Source organism: Zunongwangia profunda SM-A87 (assembly GCF_000023465.1).
Classification (GTDB): domain Bacteria; phylum Bacteroidota; class Bacteroidia; order Flavobacteriales; family Flavobacteriaceae; genus Zunongwangia; species Zunongwangia profunda.
Map to the genome: position 1 here is coordinate 2,413,699 of NC_014041.1, position 25,800 is coordinate 2,439,498.

The window sequence follows — 25,800 nt, forward strand, 5'->3', positions numbered from 1 at the left end:
GATTCCGTACTTAATTTTAAAAAGTATCTCAATATGTACCGCAAGTACGTTAAACGTATGTTCGACTTTGTTTTTGCGCTTTTTACACTATTGTTATTTCTACCGTTTTTTGTACTTATCATTTTACTTATCCTTATTTTCGATGGTTTTTATCCCCTTTTTATTCAGGAGCGGGTAGGGAAAGATGCCGTAAGTTTTAGGATTTATAAGTTTAAAACAATGAATGATAAGAAAGATGCTGAAGGAAGACTTTTAAAGGAAGAACTGCGTGTTACCAGATTTGGCCGAATTCTTAGAAAATCGGGTTTAGATGAAATTCCGCAACTTTTTAATGTTCTTAAGTTCGAAATGAGTTTTATTGGTCCACGGCCGCTACCGGTGTATTATATCAATCTCGAGGATAAATTACAGCGAGATAGGCATCGCGTACTACCGGGAATTACCGGGCTGGCACAAATTACCGGTAGAAATTCGCTAAAATGGCCGCAGAAATTCCGTTTGGATAATTATTATATCGAACATCAGAGTTTTGTTTTTGATCTTAAAATTTTGCTGAAGACTATATACAGCGCTAATGGGTATGATGCCGTAAATTTTGATCATGTAATTCCTAAAAAGAATGCAGAATAACCTATATTTCCTGAAATTCATTAGTTGATGAAGAAAATCTGGCTTTCACCGCCGCACATAAGCGGTAACGAACTACAAAAAATTCAGCAGGTTTTTCAGGAAAACTGGATTGCTCCCGTTGGTCCTCAGATTGGTGAATTTGAAGCTAAAATTTCTTCATTTTTAGGAGGCCAAAATCGGCATGTGGTTGCTTTAAATTCAGGAACTTCAGCTTTACATTTAGCTTTAAAGTTATTGAATATTGGTAGTGGAGATGTGGTGATTTGCCAGAGCTTAAGTTTTGCCGCTTCGGTAAATCCGGTTCTGTACGAAGGTGCAACACCTGTTTTTGTAGATAGCGAAAAAGAAACCTATAATTTATCGCCGGTTTATTTAGAGGAAGCCATCACCTCTCAAATTAAGAAAGGAAAGAAACCTAAAGCAATAATCGCCGTGCATATTTACGGGATGCCTTATAAGGTGGATGAAATTCATCGAATTTCTGCGAAATATGAAATTCCAATTATTGAGGATGCAGCTGAGGCTATGGGAAGTAGATATAGTAACAGAGCTTGCGGTAGTTTTGGCGATTTGGCGTTATTTTCTTTTAACGGAAACAAAATTATTACTACTTCGGCAGGGGGAGCACTAGTTTGCCAGGATGATATTCAGAAAAATAAAGCGATTTTTTGGGCCACACAGTCTAAGGAAAACGAAGATTTTTATTTGCATAAAGAGATAGGCTATAATTATCGAATGAGCAATGTTTTAGCGGCTATTGGACTTTCGCAAATCGATGTTTTGGAAGAGCGAACCAAAAAGAAACGTGATATTCAACAATTTTATGCTTCTTTTTTGAATGATATAGACGGTTTTCAGATGTTTGACGAATGCTCTTCAGAATATAAAAGTAATCACTGGTTGAGTATTGTAGAAATGGATAAGGAAAAATTGCAAATATCAGCACTGGATTTGATGAGGCTATTAGCAAAAAAGAATATCGAAAGTCGGCGTATTTGGAAACCTTTACATACACAACCTGTTTTTGCCGAATTTGATTTCTATGGAAATACTGTTGCCGAAACGATTTTTGAAAATGGCTTATGTTTACCATCGGGAACGGCGATGACTTCAGCAGACCTTAATTTTATTAAAACCGAAATATTAGCGGCAATAAAAAATGATTAAACCAAATTTTAAAGAACAGCTTATCTTATTTGGAGAAGCATCAAAGCTTATAGAAGTTTCAGATTTTCTTCGACAAAATTGGGTGAGGTCAAACGTTCTTATTTTCGATAAAAAAACTATCAACTCTCTAGAATTAGAAAACCTGGAACTGTTAGAAAATCAATCTTCAGTAATTTATATTGAAGAAGAATATAAATCTGATTTTGGGATCAAAGCCGCTTTTTTAGAGAAAATAATAAGTGCAAAAGCTGACGTATTTACTCTTGCGCTTCAGGATTGGAAAAAAAATGATTTCAATTTTAAAGAATTTCAGCTTCAGGATTTATATAAAACGGAACGAATAGCACCGGGTAAATTTCAGCAGAAAAATAAAAAATTACTGATTACCGGCGGTGCAGGATTTATAGGTGCTGCTTTGGTAAAATATTATTCAGATTCCTTTTCAGAAATCATTATTGTAGATCAGGCAGAAACTGCTTTGTTTTATCTAAAAGAAGAACTGGAGGCTTTGTATCCCAATGCAAAAATGCAATGCTTACTTGCCGATGTGACTAACCGGGAAAGGATGACCGCTATTTTTGAGGAATTTAAGCCAGAAATTGTGATTCATGCTGCGGCATATAAGCATGTTGCGTTACTGGAAAATGAGCTTGAGGAAGTGATAAAGAATAATATCGCAGGAACGTATATTATTTTTTATTTAGCGGAAACCTATAAAGTAGAACAGTGTATTTTATTATCTACCGATAAAGCGGTGGAGCCTAAATCGGTGATGGGAAAGAGTAAGCGTTGGGCAGAAAAACTGTGTTTTTGGTTTTCAAATCTTGGCGGCATGACCGATTTTAAAACCATTAGGTTTGGTAATGTTTTAGGAAGTACGGGTTCGGTATTACCAATTTGGAAAAGGCAATTACGATGGAAAAATGCGATTATGATGACTAAGCCCGAAGCTTATCGCTATTTTTTTACACTTCAGGAAGTTTTTGGTCTTACCGATTTTATATTAGCCAATAGAAAATCGGGTAGTGTTTTTACGATATTTAATGAATATCCTGTGGCGTTAAAAACATTGGCGAATTTGTTTTTGTACCATCAATCGGGCAAAATTATGCTCACCGGTTTAAAAGGAGGGGAAAAAGAGTGGGAGCAATTAATTGCTAAAGACGAAACGCCAATCCACCAACAAACATTTTTGATTGTGAATAGCACTAAAATCAAAGATGATTTTCCTGAGCAGTTACATCTATTACTTAGTGATAAAATGCTGATTCAGGATAAACAAAGTATCTTTGATAATTATAAGGTTTAAGCAAAAAGCCCTTTACTTTTTTCTACAACGGGCTTTAACATTTCCATTTCTTTAGATTTCAGTTTGATGTTCTGTAATTTTTCAAGGTGTTCCAACCGGTGGGTATCACTACTTATATAATCAATCATTTGATTTTCCAGTAATTTAAAAGCCATTTTCTGGATTCCTCTACCGTAGTGTTCACTAAGAGAGAGCATGTTTAACTGAAAATAACAGCCACGATTTTTTAGATCGGTATATTTTCTTAGGCTGGGCTCATGGAAAAATCCGTAACGTTCTGGATGCGCCAATATTAAGACATGACCTTTATTTTGAAGGGTAAAAATAATTTCTTTAAGGTTAATTGGCGGTTGTAAAAAAGACATTTCTACCAGACTAAAATTGCCTGAAATTTTTAGCAATTTTTCTTCAGAGAGTTTATCCATTAGGGATTGATCCATCATATATTCTGCCGCGGCCGAATTTTTAATATGGGCTGGTTGTACAGCCTGTAACTCTGCAAGTGCAGCATTAATTGTCTTTGGAGTATTGGGATAATAATCGTTCATGACATGAGGGCTATGCACAAAGTTGGTTACGCCAAACTCTCCAAATTTTTGTATAAGCTGAAGACTGGTCTCCACATCGGGTGCCCCATCATCGATACCGGGTAGGATATGATTATGAAAATCAGTAAACCCTTCTAATAGATCTACAAAAAAATACTTCTTTGAGAAGAATGAAAACATCTAATTTACTTTTTTTGAAAAGTAGTATGTTTTGCTTAAAAGGGCAAAAAATTATCAGTCATTATTCTTAAATATTCAGTCTTGCTAAATAATTTTTCTAAAATTAAATATTTTAATTCTTAAGTTTGGTTTTAAAACCTTAAATTTAAAACGCCCTTTTTTAATTTATACGTAGAACTCAGGGTTTTAACTCTCCATTTTTAATTATGCATAAATCCCTTCCTGTACATATCCTACTTTTTGGTTTTATAGAAGAAAGTGAAACTATTCTACGTGCTTTAAAACAATATCCAAACAATTATATTTCCCAGTGTAGTGGTCTTAACTCCCTTAAGCGAATTCTTTTTGAAAACTGTGATTTTGATATACTAATACTCCAGCTAAGCTATTTAGAAACTGATATTACAGAGATTTTGAATTTTGTTGTGCAACAGCAAGATTTTGCGGTCCTAATTATATCTAACAGCAAAATCAGGGAACATGCTTATGAATCTTTTGCTCTGGGGATCGAGGATTACATTCATGTTTCTGAAATAAACCCTCCATCCTTAAAAAGAAGTATATATTTTGCGATTAAGCGTAAAGAATATAAGCAGCAGATAAGTAAATCTGAAGATAATTATAAAACATTATTTCACTCCTCACCATTACCTATGTGGGTTATTGATCGCTATACTTTAAAATATTTAAGTGTAAATAAGGCGGCAATAGATCATTATGGATATTCTGAACAAGAGTTTCTAAACATGAAAGCCAGTGATTTGTGGGCGCGGGAAGAAAAAGAAAAATTAAAATTATTGATCAAGCAATTTACGGATGATTTTTTGCACGACACGGCCTGTTATGTAAAGAAAGACGGTACTGAAATCAAGGTGAATTTTTATAGTTCACCAATTAACTATGATCAAAAGGAAGCTCGTTTGACCATTGCTGAAGACATTACCGAAAATATTAAAATAAGACAGGCATTAAAAGACAGTGAAGAGCGTTTTAAATCGTTAGTGCAGGAGGGGAGTGATTTGATAGCGATTCTAGATCGTGATTTTAATTATAGTTATATTAGCCCAAGCGTAGAAAATATCTTAAAATTAAAGCCAGAGAAATTAAAAAAACGAAACTTCTTTGATGATATACATCCGGAAGACCAGCAATTTTTAAAGACGGTAGTAAAGTCGATAAAACATGGGGATAATAGCAAAATAGGCCTTCCATTTTACCGGGTGAAAGATGGGATGGGATACTGGCGTTATTTAGAAACAAAGTTATCCAACTTAATAAATTATACGCCCATTGAAGGAATAGTTATCAATAGCCGGGATGTAACAGATTTGGTAGAGCAGAGAAATCGTTTGTCAGAAAGTTTATCCAGGTATGAAATTATTTCTGAAGCGACCAGTGATATTATAACCGATTTTGATGTACTTAATAATTCGGTTCAAATTTCTAAAGGCTTTTATAAAGTTTGTGGTTATGATCCCAGGAAAATAGAAAAACAGGATTTTACAAAATGGTGGTATAAGATGGTTCATGAGAGCGATCGAAAATTTATCAAAAATAAGGTCGAAAAAACCCTGCGCGCAAAGGAAAGATTTTTTAGTTTAGAGTACCGGTTTTTATGTGCTGATGGAAGCTATAAAACTTTTTTAGATCGCAGTTATGTGCTTTATGATAAACAGGATATACCACAAAGAATTATTGGATCTAAACAAGATATTACACAGCAGAAAGAGTATATTAAACAAATCGAACATAGAAACCGCAAGCTAGAGGAAATTGCCTGGGAGCAGTCCCATACGGTTAGAGCGCCTTTGGCAAAAATCATGGGTTTAATTGATTTATTGAAGTATAATGAAAATAGTACTCCAGAAACTAAGGATTTATTAGAAAATATATTAAATTCCGCCGAGGATTTAGATGCTGTGATACGAAACATAGCACAAAAAACATATTATAAATAGATTTATATTGCCCTAAATCTATGTAGAACATTAATATTAACCTACATTATGTTGGAAGTCATATTGGTAGATGATGATGATATTGTTTTAATGATGCAACGAAAAATGATTTCTAGATGCAAAATTTCATCTAAACCAATCATTTTTAAAAGTGCTCTTGAAACTTTAGAATATTTAAATAAGCCAGAAAATCTGGAAAATAAGGAAAAGGTTTATCTTATTTTTCTGGATATTAATATGCCTTTAATGTCGGGGTGGGAATTTTTAGATAAGATTAAAAAACATGTATTGTATGATCAGATTCATGTAATTATGGTCACCTCATCCATAGACCAAAAAGATCGAAGTAGGGCAGAAACCTATCAAAGGGTAATTGATTATATTGAAAAACCCGTAACCGTAAAACATTGTGAAGTTGTAAAACAACTGAAATCTATTAACGAATTTTTTTAGGGATTCTTATGCTTTTTTCTAGAGGATGCGCCTCTTCAATTTTTTCATGAGCCCATAATTCGTCCTCGCGTTCCAATTCTAACTCTTCCTGCACCGCCGCAGCTCTGGGATCATAATTTAATTTTATATACATAGGAAAGTGGTCGCTACCAATACTTTTTTCCCTGGCAATCTCTATTAAGGTAAAGTCTTTAGAATGAAAAACATGATCTAACGGCCAACGAAACAAACGATATCCGGTATGGAAAGTATTAAAAAATCCTCTTCCTATACGTGGATCCATCAATCCGCTCATTTGTTGAAAAAGCTTCGTAGTTCTGGACCACGCTACATCATTAAGGTCGCCAAACACCAAAACCTTACGGTCTTCCGGAGAAAGATCTCTTCCCAGCATTAAAATTTCAGCATCTCGGTTGGTAGAGGTATAACTTTCAGTAGGGCTTGGAGGCATAGGATGTAAACAATGGATCTTTAATTTGGTACCATTTCTAAGTTTTACATAGCCATGAATGGATGGAATGTCTTCCTGTACAAGATAATGAACATCTGCATCTATCAACTCTAGCTTCGAGTATAAGTGCATTCCATAAAGATTATCCAGCGGAACTTTTATAGTATATTTATAATCATCTTCAATCTCTTCTAAAACATTTTCCCAGCGTTTATCTGTTTCTAAAGTTAAAAGGATATCCGGTTGTCTTTTTTTAACCAGTGCAACTAATTTTTCTGGATGCTTATTAGGGGTAAGAACATTGCTTACCAGGATAGAAATAGTGGCGTTATCTTCTTTTCCTTTATATTTAATAACCTGTTTTTTCGCAAGTATGGTATATGGGAATATTTTGACGCACTGATAAATCAAACTTAAGAAAAGTAAAATTGTTCCAACATAATGCCATGTTTTGGAAAAATCATAGACTATAAAGCACAAGATCAGCGTAATTATAATACAAACTGAAATTTGTATTCTGGGAAAATCAAATCCTCTAATCCACCATTGATCAAACCGGGTAATAGAGGCTAAAGTCGGAATTAAAAAAATAAAATTTAGGAAAAGTATGATAATTTCAGCGGTGTCCATGCTGATGTTCGTTTTATGTTGGAAATTTTTCGGTCAATTTCAACTTCAAATCTCTGATTATTCAGGAAATTTTAAAAGTATTTAAGAAAAGAATAACTTAATAAAGCTGATTTCTCACAGGATTGGTGATGAATTGATCCATTTTTTAAACTTATGAAATATTGAATTTTAATTCTATCGAAAAAAGCGTAATTTTAAAGTATGAAGAAGAAAGATAAAATGAAGGAAAAGGGTTTTGTTTTTAAGAAGTACGAGGAACCTAATATCACCCCTTTTGAAAAGCTCTTCGAAATCTTTAAAGAATTGATCACCCATACTTCTGGTGATTTAGATGAAGCGCTAGACTGGTTACGCCAGTTGGACGAAGAATACCAACTTACGACCAGCGAATATACCATTGACGATTTTATTGAAGACCTGAAACAGAAGGGGTATATTAAAGAAGAATTGGATCCTGATGGTGGTGAAGATGGTGATGGATCGGGAAATTTAAAGATTACCGCCAAAACCGAAAGAGCCATACGGCAACAGGCATTAGATCAGATTTTCGGAAAGATGAGAAAAGGAAACTCCGGGAATCACCGTACCAGTCATGTTGGGCGTGGAGATGAGCATACCGGCGATTTTAGGGATTATCAGTTTGGCGATTCTTTAGACCGGATCTCGATGACTGAAAGTTTACGGAATGCCCAGATTAATCATGGTATTGGTGATTTTAATATGACGCATGATGATTTGGTGGTGGAAGAAACGCATTACAAATCTCAAATGAGTACCGTGTTAATGATCGATCTTAGTCATAGTATGATCCTGTATGGTGAAGATCGTATCACTCCGGCAAAAAAAGTTGCGATGGCTTTGGCCGAATTAATTACTACACGTTACCCAAAAGATACGTTGGATATTATTGTTTTTGGAAATGATGCCTGGCCGGTTTCTATTGCAGATTTACCCTATTTAAAAGTAGGGCCGTATCATACCAATACGGTGGATGGGTTAAAGCTCGCTATGGATATTTTGCGTAGAAAGCGAAATACCAATAAGCAAATTTTTATGATTACAGATGGTAAACCAAGCTGTATTAGAGAACGCGATGGCAGTTATTATAAAAACAGTATGGGGTTAGATCCATATATTGTTGATAAATGCTATAACATGGCGCAACAGGCACGTAAACTTCAAATCCCTATTACTACATTTATGATTGCACAAGATCCTTATTTAATGCAGTTTATAAGGGAATTTACACAGGCAAATCAGGGAAAAGCATTTTATACCGGACTTCAAGGACTTGGAGAAATGATTTTTGAAGATTACGAAACCAATAGAAAAAAAAGAATTAGAGGCTAAAAGAAAAAGAAGATATGAATATGGAGAAAGTAAAAACCCTGGGAGAACTCAAATCTTCAGGATATAAAAGTAAAAACATCAAAGATGAGCTTCGTGATAATTTAATTGCAAAAATTAAAAAGAAAGAAGCTTCATTCACCGGAATTCATGGGTACGACGATACTGTCATTCCCGAGTTAGAACGTGCGATATTATCTAAACATAACATTAATTTATTAGGATTACGCGGGCAGGCTAAAACAAGATTAGCGCGTTTAATGCTCAATCTTTTGGACGAATACATCCCGGCGGTTAAAGGTTCAGAAATTAGTGACGATCCTTTAAACCCTATTTCGCGATATGCCAAAGAACTCATCGCAGAAAAAGGAGACCAAACACCTATTATCTGGATCCACAGGAGTGAGCGATTTTTTGAAAAGTTGGCCACCCCAGATGTTACGGTAGCCGATTTAATTGGCGATGTAGATCCGATTAAAGCAGCCAATTTAAAATTGAGTTATGCAGATGATCGTGTGATTCATTTTGGAATGATACCACGTGCTAATCGTAGTATTTTTGTAATTAACGAGCTACCCGATTTACAGGCCAGAATTCAGGTGGCATTGTTCAATATTCTTCAGGAGGGCGATATCCAGATTCGCGGCTTTAAGTTAAGGCTGCCTTTAGATATGCAATTTGTATTTACTGCAAACCCTGAAGATTATACCAATCGCGGTAGTATTGTAACACCACTTAAAGACAGGATTGGCTCGCAGATTTTAACACACTATCCTGAAACTATAGAGATCGCCAAGACCATTACTCAGCAAGAAGCTAAGTTAGATTCCAGACAAACCGATATGGTTTATGTGCCAGAACTGGCGAAAGACCTGCTGGAGCAAATTGGTTTTGAAGCTCGAGAGAGTGAATTTATAGATGAGAAGAGCGGAATTAGTGCCAGAATGAGTATCACAGCGTACGAAAATCTTTTGAGTACGGCAGAGCGCAGAACTTTAAAAAATGGGGAAGATAAAACATTGTTGCGATTCGGTGATTTTATGGGCGTAATTCCTTCAGTAACCGGTAAAGTAGAATTGGTTTACGAAGGGGAGCAGGAAGGAGCTGCCGCCGTGGCGACACAATTACTTGGAGATGCGGTAAAAACCTTATTCCCTAATTATTTCCCTAAGATAGAAAAATTGCAACGACCAGATGAGAAAACACCATATGATGACCTGATAGAATGGTTTTTTGAACAAACCGGCTTTGAGCTGCCAGATGATCTTACGGATGAAGAATATAAGAAAAGGCTAGATGAGGTAGGCCCGTTAAATGAATTGATCAAAAAATATCAGCCAGAAATGGAGAAGACCGATACATATTTTCTAAAGGAATTTTTGCTTTGGGGATTAGTGGAATTTAAAAAACTAAGCAAGCAACGATATACAAAAGGGATTCAGTTTAATGATCTCTATGGAAGTTATATTAGCGGATTGTAATATTTCCATTGAAATAAAAGGAACAAAAGCCCGATTTTGGTAAAAATCGGGCTTTTGTTTTTATGAAATTATGATAATCTCATATTTTTTCGGCAAATGTGTGTTTTTAGTTTTTTATATCTCCTTATTTCTATACTTTTATAACATCTTTTAAGGAAAACAATGAAGAGTATTAAATTAAATAGCAATTCAAACATTACTTCTACAACAGGAGTTGCTATTTCTATTATTATTACTCGTACAATTATTACCCCTTTGGGGTAGTATGTATATAATTTTCCGTCCGCACTCACACACGTTTTACAACGAACTCAAAACTATTTATTTCAAACTATTAAATTATTCTTATGAATATTCTAAAATTCGGAGGATCTTCTTTGGCCTCTCCGGAGCGAATCAAACTTGTAGCCGAAACTGTAAAAAAGCATGTGCAACAAGATAAAACCATTGCTGTGTTTTCAGCCTTTGGTGGGGTAACCAACGATCTATTAAAAATGGCAGAATTAGCGGCTAAAGAAGATTTAGCCTATAAAGAAATTCTGGCTCAGAACGAGAAAAGACACTTGGATGCGGTAAAAGAATTAATTCCCGTTCAAAATCAAAGCGGAGTTTTAAGCAAGGTGAAAACCGAGTTTAATCAACTGGAAACCTTATACGAAGGTGTTTATTTGCTTAATGAGCTATCCAATAAAACCAAACATGTGGTTTCGAGTTTTGGAGAAATTTTATCCTCTTTAATTATAGCTGAATATTTTAAAAGCCTGGCGACAGATGCGCTTTTAATCGATTCCAGGGAATTAATTGTTTGTAAGAATAATAATGAAAAGATTCAGCTTAATTACGAGCAGACCAATAAAAGCATCGTACAGTATTTCAAAGAAAATGATGCTAGTTTATTTGTAGTTCCAGGTTTTGTCGCTAAAAACGAACAGGGCGTTCCCAGTACCTTGGGAAGAGGCGGTAGTGATTTTACCGCAGCCATCTTTGGTGGTGCTTTAGATGTGGCAAAAGTGATTATTTATACCGATGTGAACGGTATGTACACTGCCAATCCAAATGTGGTACACCAGGCTTATCCACTTCAAAATATATCGTATCAGGAAGCGATGGAATTATCACATTTTGGAGCAAAAGTTCTATATCCGCCAACGCTACAGCCATTGTTAGACAAAGGCATTCAAATTCATATAAAAAATACGTTTTCCCCAGAAGATGAGGGGACGCTAATTTCAAAATCCAGTAAAGAAAATTTTAGATGGGTTACCGGCATTACGCATATAGATGATATTAAACTGCTGAATATCGAGGGTAGTGGTATGGTTGGTATTCCTGGTTTTTCAAAACGATTTTTTGAAACTCTATATCAGGAAAATATCAATGTAGTATTGATCACCCAGGCCTCTTCAGAGCATAGTATTTGTGTTGCCGTAAAGGGTGATGAAGCTCAGGCAGCAAAAGAAGCTTTAGATGAAGCTTTTGCCGTAGAGATCGATTATCAGAAAATAAAACCCGTAGAAATAGAAGGAAATGTAGCGATTATCGCTTTAGTGGGCGATCGTATGAAGAGTCACCACGGCTTAAGCGGTAAAATGTTTAGTGCTCTTGGAAATAACAATATTAACATCAGGGCGATTGCCCAGGGATCTTCAGAGCGTAATATATCGGCGGTGATTGCGAAAAAAGATATTAATAAGGCACTAAATACGTTACATGAGCAGTTTTTTGAAGTGCCGTCTAAAGAACTAAACCTGTTCATTACCGGAGTTGGAAATGTGGGGAGTAAACTTTTGTCGCAATTAGAAAAGCAGGAAAAATACCTTCTTGAAAAATTAAGGCTTAAAGTTCGTGTACTGGGATTATCAAATTCCAGAACGATGGTTTTTGATGAAAACGGACTGGATTTAAGCAAATGGCAAGAATTACTTGATGCCGGTGAAAAAGCCAGTAAGCATAATTTCTTTAATAAGGTAAAAGAATTCAATTTGCGTAACAGTATTTTTGTCGATAACACGGCGAGTGCTGAAATTTCCAAGTGGTATAAAGAATATCTTTCAAATTCTATTGCCGTGGTCACCTGTAACAAAATTGCAGCTGCAGATGATTTAGTGAATTATCAACATTTACAGGAACTTTCGAGGGAATACGGAGCGTCTTTCCTTTACGAAACCAATGTTGGTGCAGGATTACCAATTATAGATACCCTTAAAAACTTAATTGCTTCTGGAGATAGAATTCATAAAATTCAGGCAGTACTTTCAGGGAGTTTAAATTTTGTATTTAATACCTATGATGGAACTGCACCATTCTATAAAACGGTAGAACAGGCTATGGAAGAAGGCTATACTGAACCCGATCCTAAGATCGATTTAAGCGGAGTAGACGTAGCACGTAAGATATTGATCCTTGCTCGCGAAAGCGGACTAAAAATGGAGCTTAGCGATATCGAAAATGAAAGCTTCCTTTCTGAAGAAAGCCTGAATACAGAGAATAATGAAGATTTCTTCAGTTTACTTCAGGAAGACGAAAGTAAGTTTAAAGCAATATACGAAGATGCTGCTAAAGATGGAGCTCAGTTAAAATATGTCGCCCAGTTGGAAGATGGAAAAGCTTCTGTAGGCTTACAAAAAGTGGATGCAGCGCATCCTTTTTACAATCTTAGTGGTAGCGATAATATTGTATTGTTTTTTACAGATCGCTACAGTGTGCAACCATTAATCGTAAAAGGAGCAGGTGCCGGAGCGGATGTTACGGCCTCTGGAATCTTTGCCGATGTTATACGAATAGGTAAAAAATAACGATGGAAGAAATTAAAGTTTTTGCTCCGGCTACGGTAGCTAATCTTTCCTGTGGTTTCGATGTATTGGGCTGTTGCCTGGATAACGTTGGGGACGAGATGATCATTAAAAAAAATGATCTCCATAAACTTAGAATCACTAAGCTGGAAGGGCAGGATCTTCCTTTGGAAGTTGATCAAAACGTAGCGGGTGTAGCGGTTAAAGCCATGCTTGAAAAGCTACAATCGAACGAAGGTTTTGATATCGAAATTTATAAAAAAATAAAAGCAGGAAGCGGAATTGGCAGTAGTGCTGCCAGTTCTGCCGGTGCTGTTTTTGCCGTAAATAAGCTTTTAGGTGCTCCATTGAAAAATATTGAATTGTTACCTTTTGCAATGGAAGGCGAACGATTGGCCAGCGGAAATGCCCATGCCGATAATGTAGCCCCCGCTTTACTTGGTGGGTTTACACTGGTAAAAAGTTATGAGCCGTTAGAAGTGTTATCTTTGCCGTCTCCTGAAGAATTGAATGTGGTGATTCTTCACCCTCAAATAGAGGTGAAAACCAAAGACTCCCGTGCCATTATCAAACGTAATATTAGTTTGGATAAGGCCGTGAGCCAATGGGGAAATTTGGGAGCTTTGGTAAGTGCTTTATATACGAACGATTACGAATTATTAGGTAGAAGCCTTAAAGATGAAATTGTAGAACCTATTCGTTCAATTTTAATCCCGTATTTTGATGAAATTAAAACTATTTCTTTAGAAAGCGGAGCACTGGGCTTTGGGATTTCGGGTTCCGGGCCATCGGTTTATGCCATGTGCCGTGGTGAAGAAAATGCTGAAAAGGTAAAATCCAGTATTGCTCAATTTATGGAAAAACAAAGTATCACTTACGATCTTCATTTATCAAAAATTAACCCTGAAGGAGTTAAAATCTTATAGAAAACATGAAATATTTTAGTCTGAATAATCGAACTCATTCTTCTAGTTTCGAGAATGCCGTAATTAGAGGTCTTGCTCCAGATAAAGGATTATATTTTCCAGAACATATCCAAAAATTACCAGATTCTTTTTTTGCGGCACTGCCTAATATGTCACAAACTGAAGTCGCTTATCATGCAATTAAACAATTTGTAGGCGATGAAATTCCAGAAAAGGACCTAAAAGAAATTATCGCTACAACTTTAGATTTTGAATTTCCGGTAGTACATGTGAAGGACAATGTATATACTTTAGAACTTTTTCATGGCCCTACTTTAGCCTTTAAAGATGTAGGCGCTCGTTTTATGGCAGGTAGTTTAGGATATTTTATCACCAAAAACGAGGTAGGAAAAGTAACGGTACTTGTTGCAACTTCGGGAGATACCGGTGGAGCAGTTGCCAATGGATTTTTAGGAGTAGAAGGTATTGATGTAGTCATCCTGTATCCTAAAGGTAAAGTGAGTAAAATTCAGGAGAAACAATTAACCACCCTTGGTGAAAATGTTACGGCTTTAGAAATTGATGGTGCTTTCGACCAGTGTCAGGATATGGTAAAACAGGCCTTTCTAGATGAAGAAATTCAATCCAAGCGACAGTTAACTTCCGCAAACTCGATAAATGTAGCACGTTGGCTTCCGCAGATGTTCTATTATTTTTTAGCTTATCGGCAGTTAGCTTCCGAAGGGAAAGATATTGTGTTTTCTGTGCCGAGTGGTAATTTCGGGAATATTTGTGCGGGGATGGTTGCTAAAGAATTAGGACTTTCCATAAAGCACTTTATTGCTTCTAATAATGCAAACAGAACAGTAACCGATTATTTGGAAACCGGAAATTACGAGCCAAAACCAAGTGTTTCAACCATTTCGAATGCGATGGATATTGGGAATCCCAGCAATTTTGTAAGAATTTTGGAACTTTTTCAAAACGAGTATGGAAATGTAAAAGAAAACCTTACCAGTTTTAGTTACAATGACGAGGAAACTAAACAAGCCATGCAATCGGTTTATAAAGAAACGGGATATGTTATGGATCCTCATGGAGCGGTAGGGTATCTTGGTCTGCAAGAGCATTTTAAGACACATCCAGATGAAGTAGGTGCTTTTTTAGAGACGGCGCATCCCTGTAAATTTAGAGAAACTGTTCAGGAAGCGATTGGTAAAGAAATCGAAATTCCGGATGCTATAAAAGAAGTTTTAAAGAAAGAAAAGAAAGCAATTTCGATTAAGGATTATGCTGATTTAAAATCCTTTCTGTTAAGTGAACAGGGGATTTAATTTATTTCACATTGTGAAATATTAAAAAAGCCTTTCCTAAATCAGGAAAGGCTTTTTTAATGAATAATAGGTATTTAGTACTTTGCTGAAGCACCTGCAGCAGGTAAACTATTTTTAATGAACTCGCGAATATCTTCGTTTGCTGTTTCGAGATCAGCTTTTCTCAGGTACATCATATGCCCGCTTTCATAACCTTTAAAAGAAAGTCGGTCTTTCATTTTTCCGCTAGGGTCTAATTGCCACATAGAGTATTTGGCATTAAAATAAGTACAGGCGCCATCAAAATATCCAGATTGGATCATCACATCCAGATTAGGATTTTGAGCCATGGCCTGTCTTAAATTTTCACCGGAATTATCGCGACTTCGATCCCATGGATGTACCGGTCCAAACATAAAGTATTTAAGATCAGTTTTAAAGTTAAGATCTTCCCGTAAATAGTAATTGATGGCAGGGGTAAAGGAATGTAGCCAGGAGGTTAATTCGGCATTATAATCAGGGTTTTCACCAGCATCCTTACGATCGATTCCTAAGTATCGGGAATCTAAACGCCCCACGGTAAAGCCATCTTCACGTTTCAGTTCTTTCCAGAAAGTTCTTATAGGCAATTCTAAATTATTCTGAAGATATACTTTTTTATCGATACTGGAATAGTATGCCATTTTTTCGGCAACGGTATTTTGAATAGCTTCAGAGGCGTATCCGCCTTTTACCAGTACCGGAAGTAATTCGTTAATACTGTAGGCTTCAACTTCATCCAAAAGATCGGTTAAAGATTTACTTTGTAATTCTTGCGGAAGTAATTGATGATACCATGCGGTAGCTGCGAAATAAGGTAAGCGGTTTGCGATTTCAACAGGACCTTCACGGTCGATTCCCAATTCGGTTGGAGAAACCAAAATAACACCGTTTAAATACATCCACTGGCTGTTCTGAAGTTCTAAAGCCAAACCACTAACTCTGGTCGTTCCATAACTTTCCCCAATTAAATATTTAGGTGAGAGCCATCGATTTTCACGGGTAACAAAAGTATTTAGCCATTCAGCCAAGTAGCTAATGTCTTGATTTACTCCAAAGAATTTGCTTTTATCAACCTTACCATCAGCATCAGGAATTGGTCTGGAATAACCGGTATTTACTGGATTTACATAGACAATATCGGCAACATCTAAAATCGAATATGGATTTTCTTTAATTCCGTAGGGCTGTACAGGATAACCTTCATCATCGATTTTTAAAATTCTTGGTCCGGTGTACGCAATATGCATCCATACTGATGCAGAACCGGGACCTCCATTAAAAGAAATCACCAAAGGCCGGTTTTCGGTATTTTTGATATCACTTCTTTTATAATACGTGTAATACAGGCTGGCTATAGGATTGCCCTGATCGTCCCATACGGGTTGCATCCCGGTCTGAGCCGAATAATTGATGTTTTTTCCTTTGATGGTTACCGAATGATTGGTTACTACGGTAGTATCTACAGGAACTTTTACCTGCTGGGCAAAAGAAGAGAAAGTTATAAGTGCGCAAATGAGGGTAAAAATTTTCTTCATTAGTGATTATGTTGTTTAGGGTTAAAACTGAAAAATACTGCTATTTCTTATTTTCTACAAAAACAGCAGATAAATTATACAAAATTGACTCGATAATCGAGATTAAAAGTTCCGTTTCCATTGGGGATCAGGATGCCTGGAAATAAAAAATAATTTTCTAATAAATGCCTCTTTGATTTGGCCTGAGGTATTTTCTTTAAAATATAAGGAGCCTTTTTTAAGACTCCTTATTATTAAATCTGTGTGTTTAATATATTAAGGTTCGTAAATAAGCCTTAAGAATGAACTAAACCGTTCATTATTTTTATCTATCGGGATTCCGGTCACAATCCCCACTAGTAAATTGTCGCTTAGGTCTACGCGCATTTGTGGCCTAATCGTCATATCGAAGGTGTTATTGTAGATTTCTTTATTAAATTCCACACCAATAAAGTTACGAGTACCCGGAATCATGTAATGAATATTTGAATTGATTTGCCAGATCGTGGCAATATTGTCGTTATTAAAATGATGGTCGAACACTGGCCCGGTATAAATAAGCGAGTGAAAATTACTACCAAGACGTTTTGCAGCGATTAAAAACGGATTATAGACCAAACCTGTAAAAAGTTTTCCACGCCCATAATTATTAAATTGTGTCATGGTAAATTCCTGAATATATCCAATAGCCATAGAGGCCTGATGCTTTTCTGAAACCAGAAAGCTGTATTGCCCGGCCATTTTTATACTGTTTAGATTGCTCCCGGGTGCCGAGTTGTTTCTGCCCGGATAATAAAAGGAGAATGGTAGTTCGATTTCTAATCCTAATCGATCCATAGGAGCCCATTCATACTCTACCAATGCCGTATATTCATCATATTTTTCGTTATCGGTTAGTCCTACACCAATATTCCATTCTTTTTCTCCTTTCCTGGCTCCCAGATCCCGAATTAAATCGATATACAAAGGTTCAGCATGTAAAACTTTAGCAGGAAGACTATCGGTTGGATGCTCTTTATGATGTTGAGCGGTGATCCCTGTACTTACCAGTAAAACAGGAAGTATAAGCTTACTTATAATATTGTTCATTATATGTTTAGATTTTATTCAAATAGGTAATCACTAATCTTTGCTAAGTGCACGATCAGTGTAATTCAATTGTTTAGTAAAAAATTTGTTGGGACTTAAATGCAAGAAGCTTAGCATGCCCTACAGACTATTACTCGGAAAAACTTTTAAAATTTAGGGTATTGATCTACCGATACCGGCATTGGCTGGATCGCCAATGAAACCCTTAATGAAGAATTAAAATCTAAATTTCGGGAGGAGGTGAGGTAGTTTCGGGATAGAAGTCGTAATATTTAAACTTATATTCTGAATTTATTAATTTCTGAAGAGCGACGTCAAAAACAAATTCTGATTTTTTATCTAATACATAAAGATCCACCGAAAAGTGTTTTTTGATGAGATGGCTTTCATTATCACTGTCCTCGTATTCGGGAATAGCATTTTCAAAACCCATAATCTTTTCCAGAACAATTTCTACGATACTTTCCTGGTCGTTTAAGCTAAGATTTTCAGGCCATTTCTTATTGATATCTGGTGAATCAACACTGATATTTAGGATCACCAGGCCTATAAATAAGCTGAAATAATGTAGTATTTTATTATTCCTTACACTATACATTCCTAAAGGTTTGATCGCTAATGGCTAGTACAGATTATTATATAATTCTAAATTTCCGAAAAATACTATTTCAAATTGAACTGGAAAAATGGAGTTTTATTTTTTATTGTTAAGATTATTATCTCTAAAAATAATCACATAGGTTAACCAAATTCCCATAAAAGCGGCAAGGATAAAGAATAAAATGGCGAAGCCAGGATATCCGAAAATCACAAAATCTGTAGGGATTTGCATAAGCATTGACGCGCCAATAATCATTGCGGCAATGATAATCCCTAAAGTGATCCTGTTGGCTATTTTTTGAAACCCATCGGTTAGCCGCTCTTCATCTAATGCCTCTATATTTACTTTAAATTTATTCTCTGCAAGATTATCGGTAATTTTGTTTAGGCGTTCGGGAATATGCTCTATCAGTTTTTTGGACTCCAGAAGCATGGAAAAGAAATTTTCTGGTTTTAGCTCCTCATACATTTTCTTTTGCATGATTTCCTGAGCATGTTTTTTTATTGCGACCCTAAGATCGAATTCCGGATCTAAAACAGCAATGATCTGATCCATATTCAACAATATTTTACCCAGAATATTTACTTCAACAGGCATATGGATTCCGGTTTCTGCAGCCAAACGATTTAACTGAATAAGCAATCTTCCCGTTTGTAATTCTTTTGCCGGGCTATTCTCACTTTCCATAATGATGTCACTAATCATTTTATTGAAGGTGGCCAGATCACTGTCTTCATCGGTCTCACTCATGTTAATGATAATATGAGCTGTCTCCGGGCCATTATTATTACTAATGGCGATTAAAAGCTGAAGCAGGCATTCTTGCATGTGGCTGGTAAAGTTAGCCACCATGCCAAGATCGATAAGCGCAATTTTACTATCTTTTGTAAACTGTATATTCCCGGGATGAGGATCTGCATGTACAAAACCATCGTTAATGATCTGTTGTAAATAAGCTTCTACAAGTTGATCGACCATTGGAGCATAATCTACTTCTAGTTGCTTAAGCGGGGAAAGAGAGGTTATTTTCTTTCCGTCGATAAAATCCATGGTTAACACCCTACTGCCACAATAATCGGGAACCGGTGCCGGTACGATAAGGTAGTTGTATGGGAGTAAGTTTTCTTTAAGCGTAATAAGGTTTTGCTGCTCTTTTGAATAGTCAAGTTCATTTAATAAGATACGTCGTAATTCAGCTAAAACGGTATCTATCGCATATTTTTTAGCGATTTTGGAGTGTTTAACCGCAAGTTCTGCCATTTCCTGGAGCGTATCCATATCATCCAGAAACTTACGTTTAATTCCGGGACGCTGAATTTTAACGGCTACCGGTTTGCCGCTTCTTAAAGTAGCATAATGCACCTGACCAATAGAGGCGCTGGCGATTGGTTTTTCTTCAAAAGTATCAAAGGCTTTAGAAATACGGGTGCCCAGGTCTTCTTCTACAATCTTATGTACCTCTTCATAAGGAATTGGTGTAACATCATCCTGTAAGGTTGCCAGTTTTTTAAGATAAGCATCAGGTAATAAATCTGGTCTTGTAGAAAGTAATTGCCCTAATTTAATATAGGTAGGTCCCATATTTTTTAAATCTTCTACCAATTCTTCGGGAGAACGATCAAAGTTATCCTGATTTTTGTTTTCACTGGTAGCATCATCAAACGCATTCGCTGTAGTTTTCTTAAAAAGATCACTATTAGCATATTTCAGCATAAAACTGAAAAATTTACGATAGCGTGTAAAATTCTCGGGTAGTATAGACATTAACTGCTAGCTTATTTTGCACAGCAAATTACAATTCTTTAGTCTTTTAGCCGTGCATCTTAGCTTAGTTTTAGCACTTTAAATGTAAATTCATAGTTTTCTTTTACACAGCCCTGACTTTCTAAAAAATAAAGCCTAAAATTTGATAAAGTTAAGAATACTTGGCTTTTATAAGTTGGTCTTTTTCAATAAAGCTCATATTGTTTTAAACCGTAAGCAAACTATTTAAATGATTAATATTTGAAGGATTGCCAAATACATATATAAGGTCGCCACGTTTAATCTTGGTTTGTGGTGTGATCTCTGTTAAATATTGGGTATCTCTTTTTATGGCGAGAACCGTAACCCCGTAATTCTTAGCTATACCAGATTCTTCCAGACTCTTCCCTACAATATTTTTGTTTTTGTACTGAACGCTAAGCGTTGCAATTTCTTTGTTTGGGATATTTAAATGATGGAGTGCCGGGTTATGGGGCTTATCTTTTAGGCGTGTAAGCATTTCGTAATCTGCAGATCGAATACTACTGGTAAATTCAACAATTTCGTCATAAGGTACCAGGTATTTTTTAAGCACCCGGGTAAAAATTTCGATAGAAGTTTCAAAGTCGGCCGGAATCACTTCATCAGCACCCACGCGTAAATTTTCTTCAATTTCCTTCACCTGGCGTGTTCTAACAATGATAAATGCCGTTTGTGTAAATAACCGAATGGTACTTATAATTTTTTTAGTCGCTGCAGCATCAGAAATAGCGATAACTACTACACGAGCTTCCTGAATATGAATATGTTTTAGAATTAACGAATTGGTTGCATCTCCAAAAACAACAGGTTCTTTGTTTTTCTTGGCATTCTCAAAAGAATCCGGATCTATATCTACGACTACATAAGGAATATCGGCACTACGGGCGGCTTTAGCGATGTTTTCTCCGTTAGTTCCATAACCAATAATCACGATATGATCACTTAAATTCTCTTCAGAATACTGCTCGTCTGTATTTGTAGTTTTTTTTATATTTGATAAACGATGCCTTACTGCAGAAGGGATAGGAGCTTTAAGAATAGCGTAGGTAAGTTTTGAAGAATTCATTATTAGAAATGGCGTAAGCGCCATACTTAAGATCGATATAGCAAGAAAATACTGGTAAATATTTTCTGGTAATAAACCATTATCCAGGCCTACGCCCGATAGTAATAAGGAAAATTCCCCTACCTGAAATAAACTAAATAGGGTTATAAAAACCGTTCTTGGTTTATATTTTAGGATTAAAACGGTAATTCCTATCACCAGCATTTTAAGTAAGACAACTCCCAGCACCAGTAAAAGTATATAGCCTACATTATCGAAAAAGAAGCCTAAATCTAAAAGTGTACCTACAGAGATAAAAAAGAAACTGATAAAGATCTCACGGAAAGGCAGCACATTTGCGGTGGCCTGATGACTGTAATCAGACTCAGAGATAATAAGACCGGCGAAAAAAGCACCTAATGCTAAAGAAAGGCCAACAGAACTGGTGAGCCAGGCAATAGCAAAGCAAAAAACCACAACTGTAAGAATAAAAAGTTCTTGATTTTTGGTTTTTACGACCCACCCCAACACTTTAGGCACTACATAGCGGGCAAGGAGCAAAATAACAACCAACACCAGGGCAATTTTACCTATCAAGATTCCAATAGTCATTAAAATATTATCGGCTTTTCCTGCTAATATGGGGGTTAGTAGCATCATAGGTACTACAACAATATCCTGAAATATCAGGATCCCAATGCTTATCCTCCCATGCGGCGAGGTAAGTTCACCACGCTGTTGAAAAAGTTTTAGCACAATTGCGGTACTACTTAAAGAAAACAGAAATCCCAGAAATATAGAAGTATTTAGGGGCAAACCTAAAAGTTGTGAAGCCAAAGTAGTAAATAATATGGTTCCTCCCACCTGCAAACCTCCACCAATAAAAATAGTGTTTTTAATAGCTGCGAGGCCTTTTAATGACAGTTCAATCCCAATCACAAAAAGTAGGAAAATGATCCCAATTTCACTTAACAGTTCAACCTCATGACTATTGCTTATAAGGTTAAATGCGTGTGGGCCGGCAATAATCCCCGCTAATAAAAAGCCTAAAATACTCGGGATTTTTATCTTTTGGATAACAAGGATAATTAATACCGACAATCCCAGAATAACCACAATATCCTGTAAGATCGGGATTTCCATAGCATTTTGATTTTGGTTAGTTGGTTGGTAATTTAGTTGAATTATATGGAATAAAAAAGCTGCTTAAATACTTCTTTAAATTATCTCATCGGGATAATTAGGAAGCATTTAAGCAGCTTTTTTTAAAACCTAATTGAGGTTTTTGATTTTGAATGCCTAATTTTTAAGCCATGCTTCTCTTAATTTCACTTTTGGGCTATCAGCGGGTAGCTCCATCTCGGTAATCGAAGTTTCTTCAACTTTGGGTTGTGAAGCTTTAGCGGTTAATGTTATTTCTTCACCGTCACGATCTACTACAATTTCGATATCAGATCCTTCTTCCCATGATTGTGAACTTGTAATTAAGCCATATACATTTTTGATCGTATACTCGGTACCATTAACTGTTTTTATAATGTCGCCACCTTCAACGCCAAGTTTTTCAAGAAATGTATTAAATCCAATTCCTTTTCTAAAGAAAAGTTCTCCTGAAGCAGGATCACCATCAATATAAGGAACCTGGCCGTTTAAGAAATAGCCGGTGTTGATCATACTTGATTTTTCCTCTAAGCCAACCTTCGCGAAAAACTCATTATAAGGGATTGGAGTTTCTCCAGTCACGTACTGGTCGAAAAATGACTGAATTTCAGGATAGGTTAATGCTACGATTTCACCTATAAGATCTTCATCATTAAAGGGTTTATCTTTTCCGTACTTCTTGCTTAATTTTTTCATAAGATCAAGAATTCCCATTTTTCCATCACTTAATTCCCTTAGACGAATATCCAAGGCCATACCGATTAGGGCCCCTTTCTGGTATACATTGTAATAACTGTCTTTATATTCATCTGTAAGTATATTTTCACTCATTACAGTAAATGGAACCGTATCATCAAAATTCATTGAAGATGCGATCTTTTCAGACATACGATCATAGAAGTCCTGATTGGAAATTAATCCCTGATTAATCTGGAAGAGATTCGCAAAGTATTCGGTAACCCCTTCATACATCCAAAGATGTTGAGACATTTTAGGATCGTTATAATCAAAATAATGGATTTCATTAGAATGAACACTAAGTGGTGTTACAATGTGAAAAAATTCATGAGAAACCACATCTTTCATGCTTTCATCCAATTGCGCTTTTTGCATGGTTTCTGGGAGCACAACCGTAGTACTGGTATGATGTTCCAGGGCCCCGAAACCACGTGCATCTTTTTTCTGAAGATCTGATAAATACAATAAGATTGCATACTTTTCGGTATCATTTATATCTCCCAAAAATTTTTTCTGAGCAGAAATCATTTTCTCGATACCCGGTTTGATATCCTGAGCAGAAAATTTTCCGGTTGGCGAATAGACATCTAAAAGCACCTTCATTCCCTGAACGTCAAAACTTGTAGTATCTGGTTTTGCGTACATGATAGGATGGTCGGTCACTTCAAAATAACGACCTACAGTGTAGGTATCTGTGCTAAAGTTATCATCTGGATTTTCATCTTTTGTAGTAGGAGTTAAAGAAGTTCCCGCAATAAGATTATCTGGACGAAGGATTTCTATACGATAGGGCTCTTCCTGAAGTTTGCTAAAATATCCTACGAAACCATGCAAATTCAGCATAAAATTCTTATCAGCATCGATATTGGTTCCTGCAGGTGAGAATACATCATTTTCACCTTCAATATCATAACTGTCATTAACTTCATAACTCACCTTATCCAAAGCTTTGGCATTGCTGATGGTCCAGGTATTATCATCCTGATGTGTAAACGTTAACTCATTACCATCGTAATCGTAGGCTTTAAAGTTTTCAATAAACCTTCCATAATTGTCGGTAGAGTAGGTGCCGGGAACGGTTTTAGGAATAAAAAAGCTAATTTCTTCCGTAGTAATTTTAGCGGGGTCCACACTTACCTTTACTTTGTCATCGGTAACATTAACCAGATCAATCGTGGTGATAATAGGCTGATCTTTAGAGCTTAGGTTTTGTGTTGTTTTACAAGAGTACAAGCTTGCCAGTAAGGCAGCGGCATACACTATTTTCTTCATATTGTTTTTATCTTTCTTATTGGACTATTAAAAACTAAAATAGTTACATTTTAGTTTTTATTTTATCAAATTTAAACATTAAAAAAGGGTGACGATCAAGTCACCCTTTTTTAGTTTTAATATCAATTGAAAATTATGCTCTTATATGCCCGTCTCCCAGCACATAATATTTATTTGTAGTAAGCTGTTTTAAGCCCAGCGGCCCTCTATGGTGTAGCTTATCTGTACTTATGGCAAGCTCGGCGCCTACCCCCATTTGTCCACCATCTGTAAATCTGGTAGAAGCATTATGGTATACGGCTGCACTATCTACTTGCTCCATAAATTGGATAGCTTCATCTTTATCTTTAGTAATTATAGAAGCCGAATGTCCGCCAGAATATTTGTTGATCTTTTCGATAGCCGCATCTAAACCGTCGATACTACCAATAACAATTTTCATAGCTAAGAACTCTTCGTACCAGGTAGATTCAGATGGAACTTCTTCTTCGTCACTAAGTACTTTTTTAACCTCTTCATCTACTAATATGTTCACTTTATTTTCTTTGAACATTTCCTGTAGCTCTTTTAATTTAGTTTCGTAATCTGGTAGATTAACATCTACAAGAACTTTATCTAATGCATTACAACCGGAAATCTTATCAATTTTGGCATTTAGCATTACTTTTTTAGCAGTTTCAAAATCTGCATTTTTTGAAACATAAAGGAAGTTATTTCCTCTACCGCTTACAAGAACGGCGCCTGTGGCATGTTCTTTTACAAAGCCAATAAGCCGTTCCCCACCTCTAGGTACAATTAGATCTAACTGCACTGGTGGATTTTTTAGAAATTCTTGAGTTTCTGGGCGGCTTAAGTGTAATAGTTCGATCCAGTCTGAACTTAGATCATTCTCTTTAAGCGCTTCGTGCCAGCACTCTACCAGAATTTTGTTACTGTTTATCGCTTCTTTACCACCTTTAAGGTATATTTTATTATTTGCTTTAAAAGCAAGTACAGCAGCTTCTATGGTAACATCCGGTCTGGATTCGTAAATAATCATGATATTTCCGAAAGGAGCGGTTTTATTAGTGATGTCCAGCCCGGTATCAAGTTTTCTATGCTCAATAGTCTTACCTACAGGATCTTCCTGCTCCATCACCTCTTTTACAGAATTGATCATACCATCTACTTTTTTATCGTCACAAACAAGACGGTCGTACATGGCCTGATCTCCTTCTCCAAAAGCTTCAAGATCTTTTTTGTTTTCGGTAATAATGGCTTCGCGTTTTTCGTCCAGAATTCGCATCATGGATTTCAAAACATTATTTTTTTTATCTGAATTTAAAAGTATCATTCTTTCTTCTTTAAGTTTTTAATTAGTTAATTTCCCGTTATCGGGTTTAAGTTCTT

At 36.1% G+C, this 25,800-nt stretch carries 19 protein-coding genes; 10 read left to right on the forward strand and 9 right to left on the reverse strand.

All coding sequences use genetic code 11. The annotated features are described in order from the left end of the window. Positions 1-33: 33 nt before the first annotated feature. Genes ZPR_RS10725 through ZPR_RS22525 form a run of 3 tightly spaced genes read left to right on the forward strand, consistent with a single transcriptional unit; the run spans position 34 to position 3,106 of the window. On the forward strand, positions 34-630 hold the full coding sequence (locus tag ZPR_RS10725; protein WP_148211713.1) for a sugar transferase: 597 nt from the start codon (positions 34-36) through the stop codon (positions 628-630). Positions 631-657: 27 nt separating this feature from the next. After that, on the forward strand, positions 658-1,797 hold the full coding sequence (locus ZPR_RS10730) for a DegT/DnrJ/EryC1/StrS family aminotransferase (protein ID WP_013071684.1): 1,140 nt from the start codon (positions 658-660) through the stop codon (positions 1,795-1,797). Beyond that, a complete protein-coding gene (locus ZPR_RS22525) occupies positions 1,790-3,106 on the forward strand; it encodes a polysaccharide biosynthesis protein (protein ID WP_013071685.1) in 1,317 nt (438 codons plus the stop codon). Before ZPR_RS10730 ends, ZPR_RS22525 begins: the two co-directional genes overlap by 8 nt. Here ZPR_RS22525 and ZPR_RS10740 read toward each other — a convergent pair. Continuing rightward, complete coding sequence (locus ZPR_RS10740; protein WP_013071686.1) at positions 3,103-3,834, reverse strand: tyrosine-protein phosphatase; 732 nt, start codon at positions 3,832-3,834, stop codon at positions 3,103-3,105. The genes ZPR_RS22525 and ZPR_RS10740 overlap by 4 nt on opposite strands. Positions 3,835-4,040: 206 nt before the next feature. On the opposite strand from ZPR_RS10740, the gene ZPR_RS10745 reads away from it, so the two are divergent. Next, positions 4,041-5,792, forward strand: a complete 1,752-nt coding sequence (locus ZPR_RS10745; protein WP_013071687.1) for a PAS domain S-box protein — start codon at positions 4,041-4,043, stop codon at positions 5,790-5,792. A gap of 48 nt (positions 5,793-5,840) precedes the next feature. After that, the gene (locus ZPR_RS10750) at positions 5,841-6,245 is read left to right on the forward strand and encodes a response regulator (protein WP_013071688.1); all 405 of its coding nucleotides are present in this window, start codon (positions 5,841-5,843) and stop codon (positions 6,243-6,245) included. On the opposite strand, the gene ZPR_RS10755 is transcribed toward ZPR_RS10750, so the two are convergent. Then, positions 6,229-7,326 (reverse strand): endonuclease/exonuclease/phosphatase family protein, encoded by a 1,098-nt coding sequence (locus tag ZPR_RS10755; RefSeq protein ID WP_013071689.1) that lies wholly within the window; start codon positions 7,324-7,326, stop codon positions 6,229-6,231. The two genes, ZPR_RS10750 and ZPR_RS10755, sit on opposite strands and share 17 nt — an antisense overlap. A 201-nt stretch (positions 7,327-7,527) precedes the next feature. Between ZPR_RS10755 and ZPR_RS10760 the strand changes: the two genes are divergently transcribed. The 5 genes from ZPR_RS10760 to thrC all read left to right on the forward strand — a co-directional run bounded on the left by ZPR_RS10760 (position 7,528) and on the right by thrC (position 15,185). Further along, positions 7,528-8,676, forward strand: a complete 1,149-nt coding sequence (locus ZPR_RS10760; RefSeq protein WP_013071690.1) for a vWA domain-containing protein — start codon at positions 7,528-7,530, stop codon at positions 8,674-8,676. A 14-nt stretch (positions 8,677-8,690) separates the two neighbouring features. Then, complete coding sequence (locus tag ZPR_RS10765; RefSeq protein ID WP_013071691.1) at positions 8,691-10,154, forward strand: magnesium chelatase; 1,464 nt, start codon at positions 8,691-8,693, stop codon at positions 10,152-10,154. 347 nt (positions 10,155-10,501) lie between these two features. Further along, positions 10,502-12,949, forward strand: coding sequence for a bifunctional aspartate kinase/homoserine dehydrogenase I (gene thrA, locus ZPR_RS10770; RefSeq protein ID WP_013071692.1), 2,448 nt, complete (start codon positions 10,502-10,504; stop codon positions 12,947-12,949). Between the two features lie 2 nt (positions 12,950-12,951). Next, positions 12,952-13,872, forward strand: a complete 921-nt coding sequence (locus ZPR_RS10775; protein ID WP_013071693.1) for a homoserine kinase — start codon at positions 12,952-12,954, stop codon at positions 13,870-13,872. Positions 13,873-13,877: 5 nt separating this feature from the next. Continuing rightward, entirely contained in the window at positions 13,878-15,185 is a 1,308-nt protein-coding gene (gene thrC / locus ZPR_RS10780; RefSeq protein ID WP_013071694.1) for a threonine synthase, read from the forward strand. A 74-nt stretch (positions 15,186-15,259) separates the two neighbouring features. On the opposite strand, the gene ZPR_RS10785 is transcribed toward thrC, so the two are convergent. The 7 genes from ZPR_RS10785 to ZPR_RS10815 all read right to left on the reverse strand — a co-directional run bounded on the left by ZPR_RS10785 (position 15,260) and on the right by ZPR_RS10815 (position 25,744). Further along, positions 15,260-16,741 carry a S10 family peptidase gene (locus ZPR_RS10785; protein ID WP_013071695.1) on the reverse strand — a complete coding sequence of 494 codons (1,482 nt, stop codon included), beginning with the start codon at positions 16,739-16,741 and terminating at the stop codon, positions 15,260-15,262. Positions 16,742-16,996: 255 nt separating this feature from the next. Next, positions 16,997-17,809, reverse strand: coding sequence for an HAEPLYID family protein (locus ZPR_RS10790; RefSeq protein ID WP_013071697.1), 813 nt, complete (start codon positions 17,807-17,809; stop codon positions 16,997-16,999). Positions 17,810-18,032: 223 nt separating this feature from the next. Beyond that, complete coding sequence (locus ZPR_RS22530) at positions 18,033-18,407, reverse strand: hypothetical protein (RefSeq protein WP_013071698.1); 375 nt, start codon at positions 18,405-18,407, stop codon at positions 18,033-18,035. Positions 18,408-18,503: 96 nt separating this feature from the next. Further along, entirely contained in the window at positions 18,504-20,174 is a 1,671-nt protein-coding gene (locus tag ZPR_RS10800) for an ABC1 kinase family protein (RefSeq protein ID WP_013071699.1), read from the reverse strand. Between the two features lie 205 nt (positions 20,175-20,379). Next, positions 20,380-22,383: a monovalent cation:proton antiporter family protein gene (locus ZPR_RS10805; protein WP_013071700.1), complete on the reverse strand. Its 2,004-nt coding sequence runs from the start codon at positions 22,381-22,383 to the stop codon at positions 20,380-20,382. A 156-nt stretch (positions 22,384-22,539) separates the two neighbouring features. Further along, positions 22,540-24,411: a M61 family metallopeptidase gene (locus ZPR_RS10810; protein ID WP_013071701.1), complete on the reverse strand. Its 1,872-nt coding sequence runs from the start codon at positions 24,409-24,411 to the stop codon at positions 22,540-22,542. A gap of 133 nt (positions 24,412-24,544) precedes the next feature. Beyond that, complete coding sequence (locus ZPR_RS10815) at positions 24,545-25,744, reverse strand: glutamate-5-semialdehyde dehydrogenase (protein ID WP_013071702.1); 1,200 nt, start codon at positions 25,742-25,744, stop codon at positions 24,545-24,547. Positions 25,745-25,800 lie beyond the last annotated feature (56 nt).

Bases quoted from the DNA above. Each gene is read 5' to 3' on its own strand.
- ZPR_RS10725 (WP_148211713.1), top strand. From the start codon at position 34: ATGTACCGCAAGTACGTTAAACGTATGTTCGACTTTGTTTTTGCGCTT.
- ZPR_RS10730 (WP_013071684.1), top strand. From the start codon at position 658: ATGAAGAAAATCTGGCTTTCACCGCCGCACATAAGCGGTAACGAACTA.
- ZPR_RS22525 (WP_013071685.1), top strand. From the start codon at position 1,790: ATGATTAAACCAAATTTTAAAGAACAGCTTATCTTATTTGGAGAAGCA.
- ZPR_RS10740 (WP_013071686.1), bottom strand. From the start codon at position 3,834: ATGTTTTCATTCTTCTCAAAGAAGTATTTTTTTGTAGATCTATTAGAA.
- ZPR_RS10745 (WP_013071687.1), top strand. From the start codon at position 4,041: ATGCATAAATCCCTTCCTGTACATATCCTACTTTTTGGTTTTATAGAA.
- ZPR_RS10750 (WP_013071688.1), top strand. From the start codon at position 5,841: ATGTTGGAAGTCATATTGGTAGATGATGATGATATTGTTTTAATGATG.
- ZPR_RS10755 (WP_013071689.1), bottom strand. From the start codon at position 7,326: ATGGACACCGCTGAAATTATCATACTTTTCCTAAATTTTATTTTTTTA.
- ZPR_RS10760 (WP_013071690.1), top strand. From the start codon at position 7,528: ATGAAGAAGAAAGATAAAATGAAGGAAAAGGGTTTTGTTTTTAAGAAG.
- ZPR_RS10765 (WP_013071691.1), top strand. From the start codon at position 8,691: ATGAATATGGAGAAAGTAAAAACCCTGGGAGAACTCAAATCTTCAGGA.
- thrA (WP_013071692.1), top strand. From the start codon at position 10,502: ATGAATATTCTAAAATTCGGAGGATCTTCTTTGGCCTCTCCGGAGCGA.
- ZPR_RS10775 (WP_013071693.1), top strand. From the start codon at position 12,952: ATGGAAGAAATTAAAGTTTTTGCTCCGGCTACGGTAGCTAATCTTTCC.
- thrC (WP_013071694.1), top strand. From the start codon at position 13,878: ATGAAATATTTTAGTCTGAATAATCGAACTCATTCTTCTAGTTTCGAG.
- ZPR_RS10785 (WP_013071695.1), bottom strand. From the start codon at position 16,741: ATGAAGAAAATTTTTACCCTCATTTGCGCACTTATAACTTTCTCTTCT.
- ZPR_RS10790 (WP_013071697.1), bottom strand. From the start codon at position 17,809: ATGAACAATATTATAAGTAAGCTTATACTTCCTGTTTTACTGGTAAGT.
- ZPR_RS22530 (WP_013071698.1), bottom strand. From the start codon at position 18,407: ATGTATAGTGTAAGGAATAATAAAATACTACATTATTTCAGCTTATTT.
- ZPR_RS10800 (WP_013071699.1), bottom strand. From the start codon at position 20,174: ATGTCTATACTACCCGAGAATTTTACACGCTATCGTAAATTTTTCAGT.
- ZPR_RS10805 (WP_013071700.1), bottom strand. From the start codon at position 22,383: ATGGAAATCCCGATCTTACAGGATATTGTGGTTATTCTGGGATTGTCG.
- ZPR_RS10810 (WP_013071701.1), bottom strand. From the start codon at position 24,411: ATGAAGAAAATAGTGTATGCCGCTGCCTTACTGGCAAGCTTGTACTCT.
- ZPR_RS10815 (WP_013071702.1), bottom strand. From the start codon at position 25,744: ATGATACTTTTAAATTCAGATAAAAAAAATAATGTTTTGAAATCCATG.